The organism is Pseudomonas sp. DWRC2-2 (assembly GCF_049897885.1).
Classification (GTDB): Bacteria; Pseudomonadota; Gammaproteobacteria; order Pseudomonadales; family Pseudomonadaceae; genus Aquipseudomonas; species Aquipseudomonas azotoformans_A.
Genome location: NZ_JAFCXD010000007.1, coordinates 156,658 through 171,955, shown reverse-complemented (window position 1 = coordinate 171,955; position 15,298 = coordinate 156,658). Strand labels below are relative to the sequence as shown.

Genomic DNA, 15,298 nt, shown 5'->3' with positions numbered 1-15,298 from the left:
AACCACTCATGCCGAGGGCTGGAAATACTCCGCCAAAGCCCGCAAGTCCCGTTCGCTCAGCAACCCCGCGTAATACTTCAGCTGAATCCTCGCCAGCAGATACGCATGTCGCGCATTCGCCAAATCACGGCGGGCGGTGAAGAGTTGTTGTTCGGCGTCGAGCACGTCGAGGTTGACCCGCTCACCACCGGCCACACTCTTTTTCGTCGCGGCAACCAAGGCAGTGGCGGAGCTGACGGCCATCTCATAGGCACGCACTTTCGCCGCGCCACTGGTGTTGAGGTTGAACTGTTTGCGCAACTCCACCAGGGTGGCCGAGGTTTGCGCGTCCAACTCGTATTGGGCTTGGGACAGCTGGTTCGCCGCCTGGCGGGTGGACGCCGACACACCACCACCGGCAAACAGCGGCAGGCTGACCTGGATGCCGACGGTGTTGGTGTCGTACTTCTGGTTGTAGCTGCTTTCCGAGTCGGAGTTGGTCTGACGGCTGGTGGCGTACAGGCTGACCTTTGGCAGGTGTCCCGCGCGTTTGCGCTCCACTTCATAGGAGGCCACGTCCAGGGCATGGTGCTGGGATTTGAGCTCCGGGTTGTTGGCCATGGCCATCTCGCGCCAGGTTTCGAAACGATTGGGCTCCAGGGGCGGAATCTCAAATTGGCGCGTCAGCGGCGCCAGTTCTTCGATTTGCAGCGGTTGGCCGACAATGGCTTCCAGCTCGCGCAAGGCGCTGTCCTGCGCGTCTTGCGATTCAATTTCTTCGGCCTGGGCCAGGCTCAAACGCGCCTGGGTTTCCAGCACATCGGTGCGTGTGCCTTCACCGCCTTTTAGAAGGCGATCATTGAGTTGCAAGCGCTCGGTATACGCGCGCTTCTGTGCACGACTCAGCTCAATGCGTTCCTGGGCCAACAACGCCTGGCTGTAGGCATTGAGTACCCGCACCGCCAGTTCCTGGCTCTTGCCGCGAAAGCGCTCGTCGGCCATCAATGCCTGAGCGGTGCCCTGGCGAAAACGCGCATAGGCTTCGTAATCCAGCAGCGGCTGCTGCAAGGTCAGGGTCGACGCATAGCTGCGGTAATCACGGTCGCTTTTGACATCACCCGCCGTTACTTCGGACTCGTTGCGCGAGTTGTTATAGCTCCACGACAAATTCGGCAACAACGCCGCACGGCCGATCGCGCGGTTTTCTTCACCGCCTTCACGCTCCTGGATGGCAGCCTGAAACGTCGGATCATTGCGCAGGGCCAAGTCATAGGCATCCAGCAAACCCAGGGCGTGGGCCACCGAGGAACAACCGAAACACAGGGTAAACAACAGCGCCTTCATTCTTCCACCAAGGCCATATGGGTGCGATCCATCAGGGGTTTGAACAGGTAGTTGAGCATTGAGCGCTCGCCGGTCTTGACGAAGGTTTCCACCGGCATGCCTGGGCGGATCTGCACACCGTCCAATTGCTGCATACCGGCCGCACTGACCTGGGCGCGCAGCGTGTAATAGGGCTCGTCGGTGCGTTCATCGACCTGGCGGTCCGCCGAGACCAACGTCACCTCGCCGGCCACCCGGGGGGTGGTGGACTGGTTAAAGGCCGAGAACATCAGTTCCACCGGCAGGCCGGGGTGCACCTTGTCGACCATTTGCACCGGCACCCGCGCCTCCACCAGCAAGGGCTCGCCCTGGGGCACGATGTCCATCAGCGCCTGGCCGGGCTTGATCACGCCGCCTTCGGTGTACACGTCCAACCCCACCACCACGCCGCTTGCGGGCGCACGAACCTGGCTGTTGGCCAATTCGAACTCGGCCGACGCCAGGCGATTGCGCAGGTCGTCGCTGCGGGTGCGGGTCTCGGCCAACTGGCCGCGCAGGTCTTTCTGGAAGTCTTCGCCGAGCTGGCGGATGCGCAGGCGCAGTTCCATCACCTGGCGTTGCAGTTGGCCGATACGGCCGTAGTCCTCGGCGATGGCGCCGTCGATCTGTGAGTACAGTCGTTCGCTGTCGAGCAGGCGGTTGCGTGGGATATAACCCTCACGCGCCAACTCGCGCAGGCCCTGCAACTGCTCATTCAGCGCCGCTCGCTGCTGGACTTTGCTCGCCTGCGAATCCCGCGTACCGCGCAGTTGCGCCTCGGCCCCGGCGATGGTTTCACGCAGGCCTTGTTGCTCGGTGGCCAAGGCCTGGGCGCGGCTATTGAACAACTGCCGTTGCAGGCTCAAGGTGCCCGCCGCCTCCGGATCGTTAAGCAATTCAGGGTTGAAGGTGATCGCCGCCAACCCTTCACTTTCAGCACTCAAGCGCGCCTCGCTGGCCAGCGACGCCAAGTACTGGCTGCGCAGGGACTGCATCTGCCCGCGCAACGGGGTTTCCTTCAAGCGCAACAACACTTGACCGGCGCTCACCACGTCACCGTCGCGCACGTCGATGCGCTCGACAATGCCCCCGGCCGGGTGCTGCACGGTCTTGCGATGGCCCGAGACCATGACCTTGCCCGGCACTGCCACGCCCTTGTCGAGTGGCGCCAACGCCGCCCAGCCGAGGAAGCCGGCAAAACCGCCGAGTACCAACAGCCAGCCCAAACGCGAGTACTTTTTGTCATCCAGCGCCAGCACATTATTGGGCGCGTCGCTGATCAATACAGGTTTGCTCGGGTTCATGCCTGTTTTCCTTCACCGAGGCGGTAGCTCATGCTCATGGTCGATACCGGTTTGGGCGCTGCCGGTTTCTGCCGTGCCTCCAACACACGCGCCGTCGGCCCGAAGGCCTGCAGCTGACCTTCCTTGAGGATCAGCAACTGGTCGGTCAGCGTCAGCACGTTGGGTTTGTGGGTGATCAGGATCACGGTGCGGCGCTGTTGCTTGAGCTGGGCGATCGCCTGGAGCAAAGCCTGCTCGCCCACTTCATCCAGGTTGGCGTTGGGCTCATCCAGCACGATCAGCGCAGGCAGGCCGTATAGCGCACGGGCCAGTGCAACGCGTTGCTTCTGGCCACCGGAAAGCCCAGCACCGCCTTCTCCCAATTGCGTGTCGTAGCCTTGGGGCAGTTGCAGGATCAGATCATGCACGCCGGCCATCTGCGCAGCCGCGAGGACTTTATCCGCGTCGACCTCAGCAAACCGCGCGATGTTTTCCGCGATGCTGCCAGCGAACAGCTGGATGTCTTGCGGCAGGTAACCGATGTGCGGGCCCAACTGCTGTTTGTCCCACAAGGCCAAGTCGGCGCCATCCAGCCGCACCTTGCCGGCCAGGGGCGCCCAGGCGCCCACCAGTATCCGAGCGAGGGTGGATTTGCCGCAGCCCGACGGCCCGATCACGCCCAGGACTTCCCCAGTTGCCAGATTGAAACCCAGATTGGCCAACGCGGGTCGACGGCTGCCGGGGGCACAGGCGCTGATCTGTTCGACGCTTAGCTGGCCTTTGGGCACCGGCAGCGCCATGCGCTGCGGACGCGCGGGATTGGCCTCCAGCATCTGCGATAACCGATCAAAGGCCAGGCGCGCCGAACCCCACTGTTTCCACACGCCGATCAATTGGTCGATGGGGCTCAGCACGCGACCCATCAGGATCGAGCCGGCAATCATCATGCCCGGCGTGATATCACCCTGTACCGCCAGCAAGGCGCCCAGGCCCAGCACCAGGGATTGCAGCGCCAGGCGCACACCCTTGGACCAGGCGGTAACGGTCGCGGTCTTTTCACTGGCCAGGTTCTGCTGCGCCAAAAACGCCTGATGCTGGCCGAACCAGCGCGCACGCAAGGTGGCGAGCATGCCCATGGCTTCGATGGTGTCGGCATTGCGCAGGTTGGCCGTGGCCTGCTGGCTGGCGCTGATGGACAGTTGGCTGGCCAGGGCCATCGGCGCCTGGCTGACGTGATGGTTGACCCACGCCAGCACGATCAATAGCAGCGCGCCGACCAGCGCCAACAGACCGAGCCAGGGATGGAACAGGAAAATCACCAGCAGGTACACCGGAAACCACGGCGCATCAAAGAACGCGAACAACGCCTGGCCGGTGGCGAACTGACGCAGCGTGGTCAGGTCATGCAGCGCCTGGCCCGCCGCCTGGGTGCCGCCCTTGAGCTGCGCTTCAAACGCGGCGTCGTACACGCGCTGGTTCAAGCGCATGTCCATCTGCGTACCGAGGCGGATCACCACCTGGCTGCGCACCCATTCCAACGCGCCCATCAGGCCGAACAGTCCGAGGATCATCAGCGTCAGCATCAACAGGGTCATCTGATTGCCCGAGGCCAGCACCCGGTCGTACACCTGCAACATGTACAGCGCCGGGGCGAGCATCAGCAGGTTGATCACCGCCGAGAACAGGCCGATGTTGAAGAAGCCACTTTTATAGGCCGTGAGGGCGGCCAGGGTTTCGTTGCCGACGTGGCGCATCTGGGGATTCTCATGGGGTTGAGCGGGCAGCGCCGCCGCGTTGACAGGCAAAGCGACGCTGCGCAGAATTCGGCACCGCCGTCGCTGAAGAGTTAGAAGGCTTGGCGACAGCGGTGTGTAAAACGGCGAATGGGAGAGCGATCTTCCATTCGCTTTTTTGCTTAAGCGGCCAGGGCGAAGTCCTGAGGCACGTCTTGCACGCCCACCAGGGCAACGTCGGACGCAGCGACGGAAGCCGAGTCCACATGGGCCACACCGGCAGCCGCCAGTTGGTCGAACGTCGAGTTGATCGACAGGCTTGGGTCGATGTCCTTGAGCAGGGAGTCGATCGCCGAAGCCAGTGCCGAGCTGTCGCCGCTCATCAGGCCGTACACGATTTTGTGCACCTGGCCATCACGGCCTTCGGACTGCAAGCTCGACAGGCCCAGGTTGGCGAAGCTGACTTCCTGCTCGGCGAGGCTGTAGCTACCGCCGGCCCCGCCGCCGGTCAGGATGGTGCCCAGGTTCAGGGAGTCGATCGAACCCCACAAGGTGTGCGACGGCGGGTTGAACAAGGTGTAATGCAGGTCACCGTTAGCCACCACAGCCGCGTTGCTTTCAGTGCTCGACACACCGTATTGGGTGCCATCGAACGGGCCAGGATTGAAACCACCGGTGTTCGAACCCTCCTTGACCGACCCTTCACGGTGGTTCAGGTCACCAAAGTAAGCCGACCAGTCGCTCAGGTACTCGGCAACGGTGTTAGTGGCGTAGGTCGTGCTGTATGAAATAGAAATGCTCATGCAAAACTCCAAGTCATGGGGTGGTATCTCCACAGCAAGCCACTGCCTGCTGTGGTTTTGCCCGTCACTGGGCAAAATCGGTTAGAACTGATATTCAACGGTGCCCTGCAACGTGCGCCCACGCCCCAGGGTGAAGGCCAACACGTCGCCCAGCGGCACCAGATAGGCGCGGTCGGTGACGTTTTCCATGGCCAGGCGCAAGGTCAACTGGTCGGTGGCGCGGTAGCTGCTGTAGAGGTCATAGACGGTGTAGGGCTTCCAGTCGGCCGGGTACACACCGGTTTGCGAAGTGGTCACGCCGACGCCGCCTTTGACGTAGTAACCGCCGCTATAGCGGGCGCGAACGCCCACATCCAACTTGCGTTCAAGGAAGCGCGCGCCCAGCGTCGCGGTGCCGCGGTCCATCGGCATGTGCTCGGAGGAGCCCAGGATCGCGCTGCAGCTTTGCCCCGCATTGGCCACGTCGTCGGGCACCATCGCAGTGACTGGCGCCCGGCTGCCGGGCCCTTTCTGGATCTTGGTCACACCGCCCAGCCACGCGGTCTTGCTGCAGAACTTATTGCTACCGAGCATGCGCGTGTAATTGAACTGGCCGTAGGCGAACCCGGCGTCGTAATCCAGCTGGTATTCCAAGCCGCGAAAACGCGTGGTCTCCAGGTTGTTCACGTACGCCGCATTACCGATATTGGCGATGCCATAACCCGGCGGCTGCACGCCCAGGGCCATATAGGAAAAGTCATCCACGCGGGTGTTGAAGTAGGACACTTTCATGCCTACGCGGTCTTCGGAGAACAGCAGGTCCTCCTTCAACACATTGAAGCCAACCTCCCAGGACGTGGACGTCTCAGGCTTCAAGTAGGGGTTGGGGAAAATCGACTCCGAGCCCCCGCCATGTGGCCGGCCACTCACCAACGTTTCGGTGACTGCCGGCGGGCGCCAGCCCTTGCCGTACGTGGCGAAGAGTTGAAGCCAATCCACGCCCGGCTTGATCGACAGGCCAAAGGTCGGCGAGAAATGCCCCTCTTCCCGATCCACGTCATAGGTCATGGGCAAGCCCACTTGCCGGGTGGTGCCAATGATGAACGTACGGGTGTTCAACCCGGTTTCGCCCCGCAGCCGATAGCGGTCGTAGCGCAACCCGGCGTTGAGGTTCAGCCAGTTGTCGTAGTCGTAGTCCAGGCGAGTGAACAGGCTGCCCATCGCCCGGTCGCCCCTGGGCGTGATGCTTTCCGCCGCCGAGGCCGTGACGGCCGAGTCGGCGGCCACCATCTGGTTGGAGTCCGGACGGACTTTGTCGTAGAAAAATTCCAGGCCATAGTTGGCCTTGATCACGGACAGTTCGCTCAAGGCAAAGGTCGAAATGTTCTGTGCCTGGAAACCATAGGTGTTGGTCTGGTAGGTGACCTCGTAGCCCTTGCTGCTGCCACGGGTCAGCGTGGACTGATCGTTGCGGGTATCGACGTAATAAAGCTTGGCCTTGAAATCGATCAGCGGGTTGTCCGGCGTGTAGCTGTAGTCCAGCGCGAAGTTCTGCGCCGTGACGTCACTGCTGCCGAGTTTCTCCCAGAGCTGGGCTTTTTCGGCAGTCATCATGTTGACGTCGTCATAGCCGACTTCGGTGGTCAGGTAGCTCAGTTGAAGGCGCTGATCCACCGGCAGGTTGAGGCCTAGCTTGAGCAGTCGCGAACGCATCACCGAGCCGGTGTATTCCACAGTGGAGTTCTTGATCCGGTCTTCACTGGCCGGCAGGAAGGAACTGCCGGTGCGCAGCTCGCCAATGCTGCCCTTGGTGCCGGGTTTGTAGTCACCGAGGTGACGCTCACTGGCCGCCACCAACATGTCCCACACGTCGGTGCCCACCGCAAACGCCGAGCTGCCGATGAAGTGCGTGCCGTTGCTGCGCCCGCCCAAACCTGTGGTCAAGCGGATACGCCCGCCGATTTCCTTGCCGTCCTTGAGCAGGTCGGCCGCTTCCACGGTGCGAAAGTTGGCGACCCCGCCGATCACTCCCGCCCCACCCATCGTGGAAGTGGCCCCCTTCTCGATCACCACTTCAGACAGCAACTCCGGGTCGACATACAGCGTGCCATTGCGTTGCTGGTGGCCACTTTGTTGATAATTCTGACGCATGCCGTCCACCGACATGTTGACCCGGCCGTAGTCCTGGATGCCGCGAATATTCACCGACAAACCGGGGTCTTGCTGGCTGACCGCCGAGTAGACGCCCGGCGCCTCCTCCAACATTTCAGCGGCATGCCGGGGCGGGTTGCGATCCAGTTGCTCGCGCCCGACCACACTCACCGAGCGGGGCGACGAGTACACCCAATCGTTGGGGTGCAGGCCGGTGATCGTGGTGGTGCCCAGCGCCAAAGCGGCGCCGCTCTGCTCAACGCGGGTCAGGGTGACCTGACGCTCGCCGTTGAAGCGGTACTCCACCGGGGCGTTGCCCAGCAACCGCGCCAAGCCTTCCTGCACGCTGTACTGCCCTTTCACCGCCGTACTCTGCAAGCCTTCCAGACGCTGGCTGTCGAACAGCACTTGCAGGCCGGCCTGGTCGGCAAACGCCAGCACCGCACTGCCCAGGGATTGCGCAGGGATATCGATCATCAGCACGGCTGGCTGTGCAGCCTTCACCTGAGGTTGCGCGGCGTACACCGGGGCCGCGACGGCGAACAGGCCCAAATGGACGGCCAGGGCTAACCGGCTAACGGTGATACGCCCCTTGATGAGTGCTGACATTTCTATTGTTCCCTGCGCTGAGCGTTTTTTGTTTATGCGAATGCTTCTCACCTAGAAAGACGTGCGACGCGCAGGAAGTCAGTAAGATTTTTTGAAAGTTTTTCAGGAGGGGGGATTTCAGGCGGTGGGAGCAGGCCCCCACCGGGTCATCAATAGATCAGGCTGAGGCCTGCCAGGTCCAGGCGTTGCACCTGGAGTTCCTGGGTCAGCGTGGCAAGGGCGGTGTCGAGCATGTCGAGGCGGAACACGCCGCTGACTTCACGCTCACCGAGGGCCGAGTCGGTCAACACCACGCGCCCGGGACGGTAGCGGTTGAGTTGTTCGATGACAGTGGCCAACGGCTGGCGATCAAAGATCAACACACCGCGCCGCCAGCTGGTGGCGCGCGCAACATCGAGTTGGTCCAAGGGCACGATGCCTTGCTGAGGGCTGTAGCGTACGGCCAAGCCTTCCTGGACCACCCTGTCGGACGGACCCTTTTTCGGCGTCGCGTTCAGGGACACCTCGACACTGTGTTCCAGCACGCCAACCCACGCCTGACTGTCGTCTTCACGCTCCACCACAAACCGCGTGCCCAGCGCACGGGTCTGGCCGCCGGCGCTTTGCACCACAAACGGCCGGGTTTCCTCACCGACCATCGGTGCCACGTCAAAAATCGCCGAGCCCTGGAGCAGGCTGATGCGACGTTGCACACCGTCGTAGTCCAGGCGGATGGCACTGGCGGAATCCAGCTCGACCTTGCTGCCGTCGGCCAGGTGCACGGTGCGCACCTCGCCTTTCGCGGTGATGTAATCGGCTTGCACGCGCAGCAACACGTCCGGCCCGCGCACCCAGCCAACACCGGCCACAATCACGACCAATGCGACGGCGGCCGCGCGTTGCCATGGGCTTCGCCGCCTGGAGCGGCGCACGGGCATCGTTGCCGCTGACGGGCGCTGGCGGTGCACGGGCTCGTCCTTGTACACATCGCCCAACGCCGCCCAGGTCTGTTCGGCAAAACGCAAGGCCGCTTCATGGCGGCTGTCGCAGGCGATCCAATGCTGCAGCTCGGCCTGCTCCTGTTCGGTCAGGGCACCGGCGTGCAGGCGCACCGCCCACTCGGCGGCCGCCTCGGTAATGCTGTGCTGTTGCGGACCCTGGCTATTCACGTGTGAATCTCGAATTTTTCGTTATGTAACGCTGTGACGTCTGAGGCGGCGCATTTCGGTAACTCATTCGTCGGATGGTGCCACTTCGCCGTCCTGCAAGCGCTGCATTACGTAGGCCAACGCCTTGGCCAGGTGCTTTTGTACGGAGCTGTCGGAGATGTCCAGGTGCCGGGCGACCTGGGCGTGGGTCATGCCTTCGATACGGTTGAGACGGAAAATCTGCTGGGTGCGCTCCGGCAACTCCGCCAGTGCCTGCTTCAATGCCTGTCGCTGTTGCTGCGCCATTGCCTGAGCCTCCAACCCGGCCACTTCATCTTCAATCTCGGCCAGCGCCTCATGGGGCACGGAGTCTGTCTTGCGCCGCGCTTCCTGGCGAATATGGTCGATCAGCAGATTGCTCGCCGTTCGATAGAGATAGCCCTGGGAGTTGTCGATGCGCTCGCCGGCGGGCTTTTCGGCCAGGCGCAGGAAACTCTCCTGCACCAGGTCTGCGGCCAATTGCGGGTCCCGTACCTTGCGCGCCAGATACCCGCGAAGGGTATCGGCATGCTTGAGAAACAGGCCTTTGAGATCCACGTCCGACAAACCGACTCCCTGGAATGTAAAGGAAACAGGCGGGCATATTAAGCGTTGTCGAGAATGATTTTCAATTGATATCTAATCTGATCCGCTTGTGCGAATCGCCGGATTAACAGTTCGATAATCGAACACATCCGCCGCCATCAATTGACCAAATTAACTAACCAGTACATTTTATCTGCACAACTAACAAGAACTGTGGAGATACTCCCAATGCCGCCTATCGTGCTGGTGCTCAACGGCCCCAATCTCAACCTGCTCGGCACCCGCGAGCCCGCCACTTACGGTCATGAAACCCTGGCCGATGTTGCCGCCCTGTGTGGCCGTAGCGCCGAACAACTCGGGCTGAAAATCGAATTCCGCCAGACCAACCACGAAGGCGAACTGCTCGACTGGATCCACGGCGCCCGCGCCCGTTGCGCCGGCATCGTGATCAACCCGGCGGCCTGGACCCATACCTCCGTGGCGATTCGCGACGCGCTGGTGGCCAGTGAAGTGCCGGTGATCGAAGTACACCTGTCCAACGTGCATGCCCGCGAAGCGTTCCGGCATCACTCGTTTGTGTCGCCGATTGCCAAGGCTGTCCTCGCAGGTTTCGGCAGCCACGGCTATCACCTGGCCCTGGAACATTTCAGCCAGTTGCTCAAAGGGTCGGCCCGATGAAACCGCGCATCCTCGCCGGCCTGATTGGCGCTGGCATCCAGGCTTCCCGCACGCCCGCCCTGCACGAACAGGAAGGCGATGCCCAGGGCCTGCGCTACCTGTATCGCCTGATCGACCTTGAGCCCCTGCACCTGGACACCAACGCCCTGCCCGACTTGCTCGACGCCGCCGAGTTGATGCACTTCACCGGGCTGAACATCACCTACCCGTGCAAGCAGGCGATCCTACCGCTGCTCGATGAACTGTCCGACGAGGCCCGCGGCATTGGCGCGGTCAACACCGTGGTGTTCAAGAACGGCAAGCGCATCGGCCACAACACCGATTGCCTGGGGTTCGCCGAAGGCTTTCGACGCAACCTGAAGGATGTAGCACGCCAACGCGTGGTGCAGATGGGTGCCGGGGGTGCGGGCGCAGCGGTGGCCCATGCGCTGCTGGCGGAAGGTGTGGAGCAGTTGAGTATTTTCGATGTGGACGCCAGCCGCGCCCGCGACCTGGTGGATAACCTTGCACAGCGTTTCGGCGCCGGTCGGGCCCAAGTGGGCAGCCAACTGGAAAATGCCCTGGCCGAGGCCGATGGCTTGGTCAACACCACACCGATGGGCATGGCCAAGCTGCCGGGCACACCGGTTCCGGCCACCTGGCTACGCGCTGAATTGTGGGTGGCGGAGATCGTGTATTTCCCGCTGGAAACCCAACTGCTGCGCGACGCCCGCGCCTTGGGTTGCCGCACCTTGGATGGCGGCAACATGGCGGTGTTTCAGGCGGTGAAGGCGTTTGAGCTGTTCAGTGGGGAAGTGCCGGATGCGCAGCGCATGCTGGCGCATTTCCATAGCATGACGGATCAAGCCTGCAAGTAACGCATCACCGAATCACAAATCATGTCCCGATGCCGCTGTTTAACCGCCTCATCCGACAGGTCGATCTGAAAAATCTCACTGAAGGTATGGCGGTTGGACACCCGGTAAAAGCTGAACGAGTTGATCAGCAGGTGCACGTCCAACGGCTCCAGCCCTTCCCGGAACAAACCCAACTCGGCCCCCCGGCGCAAGGTTTCGCCCAGCCCTTCAAGGATCTTGCTGTTCATCGCCTTGATGGTGTCGGTGCGCTTCACGTACTCGGCATTGTGGATATTTTCGATGCTGACGATGCGCACGAAGTCCACGTTCTGGTCATGGTGATCAAAGGTGAATTCCACCAGCCGCCGGATCGCCTCGCGCGGCTCCAGCGCCGTGAGATTCATACGGGTTTCGGTGTTGCGGATGTCGCCGTAGAGCTTCTCCAGCACCTCGACGTACAACTGCTCCTTGCTGCCAAAGTAGTAATAGATCATGCGCTTGGACGTGTGGATACGCTCGGCGATCGCGTCCACGCGAGCGCCGGAAAGGCCCTGCTGAACAAACTCGACGATGGCTTCCTGGAGTATGTTTTCGCGGGTCTTTTCCGGATTGTTCTTACGACTCTTGCGAGGTGCCTCGGTGGTCATGGTGCGCTCACGGCCAGTGTTATGCAGGCCGTGATTATGGGCCGCGATGCGGCCTGAAAGAAAGCACCTGACCCACCGTTATAAACGCGCCTGACGCACCGCACCGCTGCGCGATTTGGCCATCGCCGCCAGGCGCACCGCCACATTGGCCGCGCCGTAGCCGGCATAACCGTTCTTGCGCTGGATGATCTCGAAGAAAAACCGCCCTTCGAACGGCTCGGTGTACACATGAAACAACTCACCGCCCTGGGCGTCGCGGTCGTACAGCACGTTGTAGTACGCCAACTCGCTGAGGAACTCGTCATCGAAATCGAACCGCGCCGCCAGGTCGTCGTAGTAGTTGAGCGGGATATCCAGCAGCGGCACACCCGCCTCTTTGGCGCGGCGCACCTCGGCGAAAATATCCGCGCAGTCGAAGGCAATGTGATGCACGCCCGAGCCGCGATAGCTCGACAGCGCGTGGGAAATCGCCGTGTTGCGGTTCTCGGAGATGTTCAGCGGCAGGCGGATCGAACTGCAACGGCTGCGCAGCGCGCGGCTTTTTACCAGACCGTAAGGGTCCGGCAGCACCACTTCGTCGTCGGCTTCGAAATCCAGCAGGCTCTTGTAGAACAGCACCCAACTGTCGAGGCTGTCGGCAGGCAAGGCCATCGCCATGTGGTCGATGCGCAGCAAGCCACCGCTGGATGACGCGGCAGGTTGCAGGTTGAAGTCGGTGTCGTAGAGGCCGCCTTCACTCTGGTCCACCAGGTAAATCAGGCTGCCATCCGGCGCACGTACCGCCGCCAACTCCAGCTCGTTTGGCCCGACCAGGCCGCGATAGGGCTGGCCTTTGTAGGCCACCGCGCGTTCCAGGGCCTTGGCGCTGTCCTTGACCCGGATCGCCGTGGCGCACAACGACGGTCCATGAGCTTCGAAGAAGTTATGGGCAAAGGAATAGGGTTCGCAATTGAGGATCAGGTTGATATCACCCTGGCGCAACAGGCTCACGCTCTTGGAACGGTGCTGCCCGGCCTTGACGAACCCCAAGCGTTCCAGCCAGTGAGTCAGCTTGGCGCCGAGGCTTTCATCCACGGCGAATTCCAGGAACTCGATGCCGTCGTACTCGCTGGCGGCCGGGGTATCGAACAGAATCTCGACAGGCTGTGCAGGGACTTCCTGCTTCAGGCGCTCGCGGGTTTTCTCTTCCAGGTATAGCAAGGAGCGCAGGCCATCCGCCGCATTCGCGCGGGTCGGCGCGGCGCGGAAGCCATCGTTGAAAATCTCAAGGGACAACGGTCCGGTGTAACCGCTCTTGATGATCGGCGCGAGGAACCCTGCCAGATCGAATTCGCCTTGGCCGGGGAAGCAGCGGAAATGCCGGCTCCACTCCAGCACGTCCATGGCCAAGATCGGCGCGTCGGCCATTTGCACGAAGAAGATCTTGTCGCCGGGAATCTCGGCAATCCCACTCGGGTCGCCTTTGAGGGAAAGGGTGTGGAAGCTGTCGAGCAATACGCCGAGGCTGGGGTGATCGACCTGGCGCACCAGGTTCCACACCTGTTGCCAAGTGTTCACATGCTTGCCCCAGGCCAGCGCTTCGTAGCCGATGCGCAGGCCACGGCGGCCAGCGTGTTCGGCGAGCAGGCTCAGGTCATCCAGCAAAATGCGCTCATCACCCACGCAATCGGCCGAGGCGTTACTGCACACCAACACCAGGTCGGTGCCCAGTTCCTGCATCAAATCGAATTTGCGCTCGGCACGTTCCAGGTTGCGCGCCAGACGGTCGCGGCGGCAGCCTTCAAAGTCACGAAACGGCTGGAACAGGGTGATGGCAATGCCGAGGTCGGCGCACATCTGCCTAACTTCGCGGGGGCTGCCGTCGTAATACAACAAGTCGTTCTCAAAGATCTCGACCCCATCAAACCCGGCGGCGGCAATGGCTTCGAGCTTTTCCGGCAGGGTGCCGCTCAAGGAAACAGTGGCAATGGAACGTTGCATGGGCGACTCCCGGCAATTGTTGTTTGTGGCAAATTATTCGCCCCTAGCCTACCCGCAGCAATTAAAATGTACGAACCAGTTAGTTTTTGGTGCGATTATCGAACACTATGCCCCTTTGGCGAATTGACGATTTTTTAGCCACTGCGCACCATCGATGACGTAACAGACCCAGAACACACCATAAAAATTTCAAAAAACGGGTACGACCTCATGCCTCTGCAAAACTCCGCCCTGGCCGCGCGCCACGGCACCCCGCACGCCGGCATCGGCGACAAGATCCGCGGCGCCCTCGCCGTGGGCAAAACGCGCTGGGGCATGTTGGCCCTGGTGTTTTTCGCCACCACCCTCAACTACATCGACCGCGCCGCGCTGGGCGTCATGCAACCGATCCTCGCCAAAGAGATGAGCTGGACGGCGATGGACTACGCCAACATCAACTTCTGGTTCCAGGTCGGCTACGCCATCGGTTTTGTGCTGCAGGGTCGCTTGATCGACCGAGTGGGCGTGAAACGCGTGTTTTTCTGCGCCGTGCTGTTGTGGAGCCTGGCCACCGGCGCCCATGGCCTTGCGACCTCGGCGGTCGGCTTTATGGTGTGCCGCTTTATCCTCGGGCTGACCGAAGCCGCCAACTACCCGGCCTGCGTCAAAACCACGCGGTTGTGGTTCCCCGCCGGCGAGCGTGCGGTGGCCACCGGTATCTTCAACGCCGGCACCAACGTCGGCGCGATGATGACGCCGATGCTGCTGCCGTTGATCCTGCACGTGTGGGGCTGGCAGGCGGCGTTCCTGTGCATGGCCTCGCTTGGCGCGATCTGGCTGGTGTTCTGGGGCTTGAAGTACTACAACCCCGAAGATCATCCGACGGTTAAACAATCCGAATTGGACTACGTGCAGCAGCAAGTCGAACCGGAACAACCGGGCGTACCGTTCAGCCGCATCCTGCGCATGCGCGGCACCTGGGCCTTCGCCATCGCCTATGCGCTCACCGCGCCGGTGTTCTGGTTCTACCTGTATTGGCTGCCGCCGTTCCTGAACCAGCAATACAACCTGGGCATCAACGTAACTCAGATGGGCATTCCGCTGATCATCATCTACCTGACGGCGGATTTCGGCAGCGTGGGTGGGGGGATTCTGTCGTCGTTCCTGATCGGTCGTGGCATGAACTCGATCAAGGCGCGGTTGCTGTCGATGCTGCTGTTCGCCTGCTGCATCGTCGGCGTGATCATGGCGGCCGGCTCCAGCCAGCTGTGGGTCGCGGTGTTTGCCATCTCCCTGGCCATCGGCGCGCACCAGGCCTGGACCGCGAACATCTGGAGCCTGGTGATGGACTACACGCCCAAGCACATGATGAGCACGGTGTTCGGTTTCGGCGGCATGTGCGCGGCCATCGGCGGCATGTTCATGACCCAGATCGTCGGCCACATCCTGACCGTGACCAACAACAACTACACCGTGTTGTTCACCCTGATCCCGGCGATGTACTTCATTGCGCTGACCTGGATGTACTTCATGGCGCCGCGCAAGATTCCTACCGTAGACGTCTAAC

General features: G+C 61.8%; 12 protein-coding genes. 3 read left to right on the top strand and 9 right to left on the bottom strand.

What is annotated here, in order from left to right:
- Nucleotides 1-6: 6 nt before the first annotated feature.
- From ACP7EW_RS26905 to ACP7EW_RS26875, 7 genes are all read right to left on the bottom strand, one after another.
- Nucleotides 7-1,323, bottom strand: coding sequence for a TolC family outer membrane protein (locus ACP7EW_RS26905; RefSeq protein ID WP_426221064.1), 1,317 nt, complete (start codon nucleotides 1,321-1,323; stop codon nucleotides 7-9).
- The gene (locus ACP7EW_RS26900; RefSeq protein WP_426221063.1) at nucleotides 1,320-2,645 is read right to left on the bottom strand and encodes an HlyD family type I secretion periplasmic adaptor subunit; all 1,326 of its coding nucleotides are present in this window, start codon (nucleotides 2,643-2,645) and stop codon (nucleotides 1,320-1,322) included. Before ACP7EW_RS26900 ends, ACP7EW_RS26905 begins: the two co-directional genes overlap by 4 nt.
- Nucleotides 2,642-4,378 (bottom strand): type I secretion system permease/ATPase, encoded by a 1,737-nt coding sequence (locus tag ACP7EW_RS26895; RefSeq protein WP_426221062.1) that lies wholly within the window; start codon nucleotides 4,376-4,378, stop codon nucleotides 2,642-2,644. Before ACP7EW_RS26895 ends, ACP7EW_RS26900 begins: the two co-directional genes overlap by 4 nt.
- A gap of 161 nt (nucleotides 4,379-4,539) precedes the next feature.
- Complete coding sequence (locus ACP7EW_RS26890) at nucleotides 4,540-5,160, bottom strand: heme acquisition protein HasA (RefSeq protein ID WP_033897897.1); 621 nt, start codon at nucleotides 5,158-5,160, stop codon at nucleotides 4,540-4,542.
- 81 nt (nucleotides 5,161-5,241) lie between these two features.
- The gene (locus ACP7EW_RS26885; protein WP_426221060.1) at nucleotides 5,242-7,899 is read right to left on the bottom strand and encodes a TonB-dependent hemoglobin/transferrin/lactoferrin family receptor; all 2,658 of its coding nucleotides are present in this window, start codon (nucleotides 7,897-7,899) and stop codon (nucleotides 5,242-5,244) included.
- A gap of 149 nt (nucleotides 7,900-8,048) precedes the next feature.
- Nucleotides 8,049-9,047 carry a FecR family protein gene (locus ACP7EW_RS26880; protein WP_177053213.1) on the bottom strand — a complete coding sequence of 333 codons (999 nt, stop codon included), beginning with the start codon at nucleotides 9,045-9,047 and terminating at the stop codon, nucleotides 8,049-8,051.
- Between the two features lie 63 nt (nucleotides 9,048-9,110).
- Nucleotides 9,111-9,632, bottom strand: a complete 522-nt coding sequence (locus tag ACP7EW_RS26875) for an RNA polymerase sigma factor (protein WP_028618031.1) — start codon at nucleotides 9,630-9,632, stop codon at nucleotides 9,111-9,113.
- A 207-nt stretch (nucleotides 9,633-9,839) separates the two neighbouring features.
- Between ACP7EW_RS26875 and aroQ the strand changes: the two genes are divergently transcribed.
- Both aroQ and ACP7EW_RS26865 read left to right on the top strand, forming a co-directional pair.
- Entirely contained in the window at nucleotides 9,840-10,289 is a 450-nt protein-coding gene (gene aroQ / locus ACP7EW_RS26870; protein WP_010206717.1) for a type II 3-dehydroquinate dehydratase, read from the top strand.
- Nucleotides 10,286-11,146 carry a shikimate dehydrogenase gene (locus ACP7EW_RS26865; protein WP_426221057.1) on the top strand — a complete coding sequence of 287 codons (861 nt, stop codon included), beginning with the start codon at nucleotides 10,286-10,288 and terminating at the stop codon, nucleotides 11,144-11,146. Before aroQ ends, ACP7EW_RS26865 begins: the two co-directional genes overlap by 4 nt.
- Here the strand turns inward: ACP7EW_RS26865 and ACP7EW_RS26860 are convergent.
- Nucleotides 11,131-11,772: a TetR/AcrR family transcriptional regulator gene (locus ACP7EW_RS26860; RefSeq protein WP_033897904.1), complete on the bottom strand. Its 642-nt coding sequence runs from the start codon at nucleotides 11,770-11,772 to the stop codon at nucleotides 11,131-11,133. The genes ACP7EW_RS26865 and ACP7EW_RS26860 overlap by 16 nt on opposite strands.
- A gap of 78 nt (nucleotides 11,773-11,850) precedes the next feature.
- A complete protein-coding gene (quiC, locus tag ACP7EW_RS26855; protein WP_426221056.1) occupies nucleotides 11,851-13,752 on the bottom strand; it encodes a 3-dehydroshikimate dehydratase QuiC in 1,902 nt (633 codons plus the stop codon).
- A 210-nt stretch (nucleotides 13,753-13,962) separates the two neighbouring features.
- Between quiC and ACP7EW_RS26850 the strand changes: the two genes are divergently transcribed.
- Nucleotides 13,963-15,297 carry an MFS transporter gene (locus tag ACP7EW_RS26850; protein ID WP_016976741.1) on the top strand — a complete coding sequence of 445 codons (1,335 nt, stop codon included), beginning with the start codon at nucleotides 13,963-13,965 and terminating at the stop codon, nucleotides 15,295-15,297.
- Nucleotide 15,298 lies beyond the last annotated feature (1 nt).

Coding starts and splice junctions, on each gene's coding strand:
- ACP7EW_RS26905 (WP_426221064.1), bottom strand. CDS start 1,323: ATGAAGGCGCTGTTGTTTACCCTGTGTTTCGGTTGTTCCTCGGTGGCC.
- ACP7EW_RS26900 (WP_426221063.1), bottom strand. CDS start 2,645: ATGAACCCGAGCAAACCTGTATTGATCAGCGACGCGCCCAATAATGTG.
- ACP7EW_RS26895 (WP_426221062.1), bottom strand. CDS start 4,378: ATGCGCCACGTCGGCAACGAAACCCTGGCCGCCCTCACGGCCTATAAA.
- ACP7EW_RS26890 (WP_033897897.1), bottom strand. CDS start 5,160: ATGAGCATTTCTATTTCATACAGCACGACCTACGCCACTAACACCGTT.
- ACP7EW_RS26885 (WP_426221060.1), bottom strand. CDS start 7,899: ATGTCAGCACTCATCAAGGGGCGTATCACCGTTAGCCGGTTAGCCCTG.
- aroQ (WP_010206717.1), top strand. CDS start 9,840: ATGCCGCCTATCGTGCTGGTGCTCAACGGCCCCAATCTCAACCTGCTC.
- ACP7EW_RS26865 (WP_426221057.1), top strand. CDS start 10,286: ATGAAACCGCGCATCCTCGCCGGCCTGATTGGCGCTGGCATCCAGGCT.
- ACP7EW_RS26860 (WP_033897904.1), bottom strand. CDS start 11,772: ATGACCACCGAGGCACCTCGCAAGAGTCGTAAGAACAATCCGGAAAAG.
- quiC (WP_426221056.1), bottom strand. CDS start 13,752: ATGCAACGTTCCATTGCCACTGTTTCCTTGAGCGGCACCCTGCCGGAA.
- ACP7EW_RS26850 (WP_016976741.1), top strand. CDS start 13,963: ATGCCTCTGCAAAACTCCGCCCTGGCCGCGCGCCACGGCACCCCGCAC.